The organism is Acidiphilium sp. (assembly GCF_049977125.1).
In the GTDB taxonomy this organism is placed as follows: Bacteria; Pseudomonadota; Alphaproteobacteria; order Acetobacterales; family Acetobacteraceae; genus Acidiphilium.
The window spans coordinates 1-5,870 of the sequence record NZ_JBMFGY010000158.1; the positions used below are offsets into that span (position 1 = coordinate 1).

The window sequence follows — 5,870 nt, forward strand, 5'->3', positions numbered from 1 at the left end:
CGATTAGAGCGATATGCGATTAAGTTGACGCGGCAGCGACAACATAATCGCATGAAATCGCTCGAAAAAACATAAAGAGATAGAGCGTTATGCTTTCAGCGTAACGCTCCAGCTTTATGTTTTTTCGAGCGATCTCATGCCGGCGACATTGCGGGCGTAACCTCCGATCTGGCTGAATGGGCGCGGTTCCATCCGATCGGAGATGGGCTGCGTTGGCGCCATCAGGGCTTTGAGTCCCCACCCGTCGTGGCAGCGCATAGCGGTCTGCCGCAGGGATCGGGTGTTTTTTTCGCGGCTGGGGTCGTTTGGCTTCGCGCCACCTCCACCCTGCCAAGCGGATAAGGCCACGGCAGGATGACGCTCGTTGGCATGGCGGCAGCGCGCGGCGGCGGCGGCGGCGGCGGCGGCAAAGGGAGATCCATGGGAAATGGCAGGTCGAGCGGTGCGCTACGCCGTCGTGGCGTTCGTGGCGGTGGCGTGCGGTCGCGGCTGGGATGGGGCTGCGTTTCGAACGGACGAATGCCAAACCTATTGTAGATCGGGTGGAGGGTACGGTGGATCGCCGGGTTGGATGCCAGCTTGGTGATCGTGGCCGGCGTGGCCAGAAAATCGATCCATTCGCGGCGCGTCTTCGCATCTACCATCCGGGTTTTGACGGTTCGCGGCATCAGGCGAACCAGCCAGGTGAAACCGCGGGAAGCCAAGACCGGAGGATTTGGTGGGGTCGCGATGTCGGAATCCGGGGCCCGGCGCGGTTTTGACGGGGTCGAACGGCGCGCGATGAGGCGGGCAAGTCGAGCCACCGCGCCGCGCTGACCGTGCAGGAAAAACGCGCGCACTGATCTTGCCGGGTTGAGAAGGCTGTAGAATTTGCGGGTCGCGAGACGAATTCCGAAGAGAAATCTGGTGAAGCGATCGGTCGATCCATTTGGTCTCGATCCGTTGGATGGGGGGGTTTGAATTTGGGTCACTCGTCATTTGACCATGCCGGCGGGGGGATGGGCAAGCCGTGACTGATTCCGGGACGACGATCGTGCCGCAGACGGCTCGAACGAGCGCCTGGAACTGCATTATCCTGACGGTGCGCGAAATCCACCGACCCCGCGCTCGATCTCACTGACATGTTGTGGCTCGAATCCTGAAGCATCCAACAATCCACAGGAATGCGCGATCATTTCGACCTCCTCGCTGATCTGCCGGGCATAATTCGCCACCCGCACCGCCTTGTCGGCCGGATCGATCCCCGCGATCAATTTGGGGTCCACCGCGGTCACTCCGGTCGGGCAACGGCCAGACCCGCATTTCATCGCCTGAATGCAACCAAGGCTGAACATGAACCCCCGGGCCGAGCTGACGAAGTCAGCGCCCATGCATAAGGCCCAGGCGACCTTGTCCGGTGTCACCAACTTGCCCGACGCAACGATCCGGATCCGCTCGCGCAACCCGTGGCGATCACGCAAGGATGAAACAAGCGGCAGAGCCTGGGTAATCGGCAATCCCACATAATCCGCCAGCGGTGCCGGCGCCGCGCCCGTACCACCCTCACCCCCGTCGATCTGCACGAAATCCGGGCAATGCGCCGGATGCGCGACACAATCGGCGAACCAGTCATCGATGAACGCCGCCGCACCTGCCACGAATTTCACACCGACCGGCTTACCCGTCACCGACCGTACCCGTGCAATGAACGCGCCGAGTTCGGCGATACTGCCGATGTCGTGATGCCGGTTCGGGCTGATACTCGCCTCGCCCTCCGGTATCCGCCGGATGGCGGCGATTTCCCGTGTTACCTTGCCGGCCGGCAAAATGCCGCCCTTGCCGGGCTTAGCACCTTGCGCCAGCTTTACCTCGAACATGCGCACCTGCTCATGCGCGGCAATCTCCCGCAGTCGCTCTTCCGACAATGCGCCAGTGTCATCGCGCACGCCATATTTCGCGGTGCCGATCTGCATGATCAGATCGCCACCCCCGTCGAGATGATAGGGCGACAAGCCGCCCTCCCCGGTACTCAACCAGAACCCGCCCCGGCGCGCGCCCTTCGACAAGGCTAGCACCGCCGCATGGCTCAACGCGCCGTAGCTCATCCCGCTGATATTGAAAAAATGCCGCGCCAGAAATGGCATCCGACATGCGCCGGGGCCGGTCGTGACCCCGATCATCTTACCGGCGAACGGCCGTTTCTCCTCATCCAGCACAGGGAACGGGGCATTGCGGAAAATGAAACTCGGCACCGTCTCGCTGCCGAAATTAACCAGATTCGATACGCCCTTGGCCGACCGGTACACCCAGGACCGCTCCAACCGGTTGAACGGCCGCTCAGCCCAGTCCGGCAGATACTGGTACTGGCGCATATATTCGCCCCAGGTTTCGGCAAAATACCGAAAATGTCCGATCACCGGAAAATTGCGTAAAATCGTGTGCGTTGTCTGTCGTTTGTCGTGAATGTAGACGGCCGTAATCGCGGCCATGATACTAAAAAAGACCAGTGTTGCGATGCTCAGTGAAATCGTCATGCGTTCAAATCGGCTGGATTGGTTTCCATACCGATGAGTAGTGCGCCAGAAATCTTAAGATCCGATGAACTTCGCACGCTCCGCGAGCGCATATTCGACCTCGGCGATATATTCCGGGTGATCATCGCTCAAATGCGAACTGAACAGGGTGATATGTTCGACCGTGAACGGCGGTGAACGACACAGATTATGGCTCTGCACGAATTCGGCGAATCGCGGCCCAACCGGCAGATCCATCCGCGCCAGCGTCACATGCGGCGTATAACGCCTCCGCTCGGCCGCGAGCCCGATCCGCCGCAGCGCGGTTTCGACTTTCGCCTGCAGGTGCAGCAACGACTCATTGCGCTCCACCCCGACCCATAGGGACGAAACCCGCCCCGCCTTTTCGAACCAGCCCGCCCCGGTCAACACCAGCGGAAATGCGCGCCCGCGCACCGCGGCCAATGCATGATCGATCTCCTCGGCCTCCAGCCGCTTCGCCTCGCCGATGAACCGCAGTGTGAGATGCATGTTCTGCGCCGGCACCCAGCGCGCCCCCGGCAGGTTGAACGCAAAACCGGCCAGGGTGGACTTGATCTCCCACGGCAGGTCGAGAGCGACAAACAAACGCATGAATTGCCCTCCTCGCGACGCGCATGCTGCCGAGACCGCGCCGATCGGTCAAGCGTGCATCGCCATCATCCCCGCTGTTTTGTCCCTGTCACTCAGCCCCAGCATCAGCCCGATATTCTGCACCGCCGCCCCGGCCGCGCCCTTGCCGAGATTGTCCAACCGCGCCACCAGCACCGCCTGGCTCTCGGCCTCGTTCTCGAACACGAACAACTCCATCACATCCGATCCCGCCACGCTCTCCACATCCAACCGCTGCGCCGCCGGTGTCATCCGCACCTTCACCTGCGTCGCCCCCTCGTAGCGCTCGACCAGCGCACAGCCGATCTCGCGCGCGGTCGGCCGCCCGGGCAGCGTATCGAGATGCAGCGGCACCGAAACCAGCATCCCCTGCCGGAAATGCCCGATCGAGGGCACGAACAGCGGTCGCCGGGCCAATCCGGCATGACGCGCGATCTCGGGAACGTGCTTGTGGTTCAGCGATAACGCATACAGCTCGAACGCCGGCCCCCCGACACTGTCATGATCCGCGATCAGCGACTTGCCGCCTCCTGAATATCCCGACACCGCATTGATCGTGATCGGGAAATCCGCCGGGATCAGCCCGGCTTCGACCAATGGCCGCAGCAGCGCAATCGCGCCGGTGGGGTAGCACCCCGGATTCGTTACCCGTGCCGCCTGCGCAATCTCGCTCGCCTGCCCCGGTGCCATTTCGGAAAATCCATAAACCCAGCCCTGCGAAATCCGGTGCGCCGAACTCGCGTCCAGCAACCGCGGCGCCGCACCGCCCAGCCCCTCCACCATATCCGCCGCCTCGCGCGCCGCCTCATCGGGCAGACACAACACCACCAGATCGACCGAGGCCATCATGTCCCGCCGCGCCGCATTGTCCTTGCGCGCATGCAGATCGAGGCTCTGCACCACCACGCCATCCAGCCGTCGCAACCGCTCGACGATCTGTAACCCCGTGGTCCCGGCCTCACCGTCAATGAAAATGCGCTTGGTCATGATGCGACCCTCCTTCCCCCCATGCTGGCACCAAAACCAACACCGTGCTAGGCGGGCGCCCAATCAGAGTGACGCCCAACCGAATTCCGCAAGTGATAAGGAACCACCCCATGTCCGAAACCGCAACCGCCCCGCTCACCCTCAATATCCAATACACCAAGGATCTCTCCTTCGAAGTCCCCAACGCACCCGCCATCTATACCATCCTGCGCCAGCCGCCGGCCGTGAACATCAACCTCGACGTCCAGGTCCGCCGCCTTCAGGAAGACCAGAACGTCTATGAAGTCACCCTCGCCACCCGCGCGGAAGCCACCATCCCCGCTCCGGCCGAAGCCGCCAACGGCAGCGAACCGGCCAAAGACATGACCGTCTTCATCGCCGACCTGTCCTACTCCGGCATCTTTACCCTCACCGGCATCCCCGATAACCAGGTCGAACCCGTCCTCCTGGTCGAATGCCCGCGCCTGCTGTTCCCCTTCGCCCGCAACATCCTCGCCGACGTCACCCGCGACGGCGGCTTCCCCCCCGTCATGCTCGGCCCGGTCGACTTCGTCGGCCTCTGGCAATCCCGCCGCGACCAGATGGACGCAACACCCGTGGCTAATGCCTGATCGGCAAAGAAGGTCAGGGGGCTCTGCCCCCTGAACCCCCGCTAAGGGCTCAGCCCTTAGAACCCGCTAGTTTTAGGGATAGGGAGGGCGTCCAGACCATACCGGTTCAGGGTCCGGCAGCCGCCCTCCCTATCCCTAAAACTGATGGATTTTAAAGGCTCCGCCTTTAACGGGGTCCAGGGGCAGCGCCCCTGGCCTTGCTTACCGACCAAGCATAAGGACCGAGTGATGCGCTACATTTCGACGCGCGGGGTTGCCAGGGCCCGGGATTTCGATGGGGTTTTGCTGGCGGGGTTGGCCGAGGACGGCGGGTTGTTCGTGCCGGAGGCGTGGCCGGTGTTTTCGCCGGCTGAGTTGCGGGCGATGCGGGGGATGCCGTATGCCGCGTTGGCGGCGCGGGTGATGGCGCCGTTCGTGTGTGGCGGCGCGGTTTCGGTGGCTGACCTGCAGGGCATGTGTCGGGCGGCGTATCGCGGGTTCGATCGGGCGGCGGTGGTGCCTTTGGTGCAGTTGGAGCCTGGGTTATTCGCGCTCGAATTGTTCCATGGACCGACTTTGGCGTTCAAGGATCTGGCGTTGCAGGTGGCGGGGCGCCTGTTCGATCATGTGCTCGACGCGCGTGACGAGCGGGTCACGATTGTGGGCGCCACGTCGGGCGACACCGGTTCGGCGGCGATCGAGGCGTGCCGGGACCGGGCACGGGTGGATATTGCAATCCTGCATCCTGCGGGCCGCACCTCGGAGGTGCAGCGCCGGCAGATGACCACGGTGCGGGCGCCGAACGTGCTGAACATCGCGGTGGACGGCAATTTCGATGATTGCCAGGATCTGGTGAAATCGATGTTCGCGGATGCGCCGTTTCGCGACGACATGCGGTTATCGGCGGTCAATTCGATCAACTGGGCGCGGATTGCCGGCCAGATCCCCTATTTCGTCGCCGCCGCCCTCGCTTTGGGCGCGCCGGACCGCGAGGTGGCGGTTGCGGTGCCGACCGGCAATTTCGGCAATGTTCTGGCGGCGTGGGCGGCGAAGCAGATGGGTGTGCCGATCGCGCGCTTCATCGTCGGCAGCAACTCGAACGACATTCTCACCCGATTCCTCGCCCGCAACGACATGAGCGCCGCCGGCG

Annotated in this window: 5 protein-coding genes; 2 read left to right on the top strand and 3 right to left on the bottom strand. The window is 63.0% G+C overall.

The window, feature by feature from the left end:
* Positions 1–1,070: 1,070 nt before the first annotated feature.
* The 3 genes from ACP5E6_RS15585 to argC are packed head-to-tail and all read right to left on the bottom strand — an operon-like array spanning position 1,071 to position 4,130.
* Positions 1,071–2,513, bottom strand: a complete 1,443-nt coding sequence (locus ACP5E6_RS15585) for an FMN-binding glutamate synthase family protein (RefSeq protein WP_427955557.1) — start codon at positions 2,511–2,513, stop codon at positions 1,071–1,073.
* Positions 2,514–2,567: 54 nt separating this feature from the next.
* The gene (gene thpR, locus ACP5E6_RS15590; protein ID WP_427955560.1) at positions 2,568–3,125 is read right to left on the bottom strand and encodes an RNA 2',3'-cyclic phosphodiesterase; all 558 of its coding nucleotides are present in this window, start codon (positions 3,123–3,125) and stop codon (positions 2,568–2,570) included.
* Positions 3,126–3,173: 48 nt separating this feature from the next.
* Positions 3,174–4,130 (bottom strand): N-acetyl-gamma-glutamyl-phosphate reductase, encoded by a 957-nt coding sequence (gene argC / locus ACP5E6_RS15595; RefSeq protein ID WP_427955562.1) that lies wholly within the window; start codon positions 4,128–4,130, stop codon positions 3,174–3,176.
* Positions 4,131–4,240: 110 nt separating this feature from the next.
* Between argC and secB the strand changes: the two genes are divergently transcribed.
* A complete protein-coding gene (gene secB, locus ACP5E6_RS15600) occupies positions 4,241–4,741 on the top strand; it encodes a protein-export chaperone SecB (RefSeq protein ID WP_427955565.1) in 501 nt (166 codons plus the stop codon).
* 228 nt (positions 4,742–4,969) lie between these two features.
* Positions 4,970–5,870, top strand: a 901-nt coding sequence (thrC, locus tag ACP5E6_RS15605) for a threonine synthase (protein WP_427955567.1), incomplete at its 3' end; no start/stop codon positions are given.

What these genes read in the sequence shown, in the direction of transcription:
- thpR (WP_427955560.1), bottom strand. Translation starts at nt 3,125, where the DNA reads ATGCGTTTGTTTGTCGCTCTCGACCTGCCGTGGGAGATCAAGTCCACC.
- ACP5E6_RS15585 (WP_427955557.1), bottom strand. Translation starts at nt 2,513, where the DNA reads ATGACGATTTCACTGAGCATCGCAACACTGGTCTTTTTTAGTATCATG.
- secB (WP_427955565.1), top strand. Translation starts at nt 4,241, where the DNA reads ATGTCCGAAACCGCAACCGCCCCGCTCACCCTCAATATCCAATACACC.
- argC (WP_427955562.1), bottom strand. Translation starts at nt 4,130, where the DNA reads ATGACCAAGCGCATTTTCATTGACGGTGAGGCCGGGACCACGGGGTTA.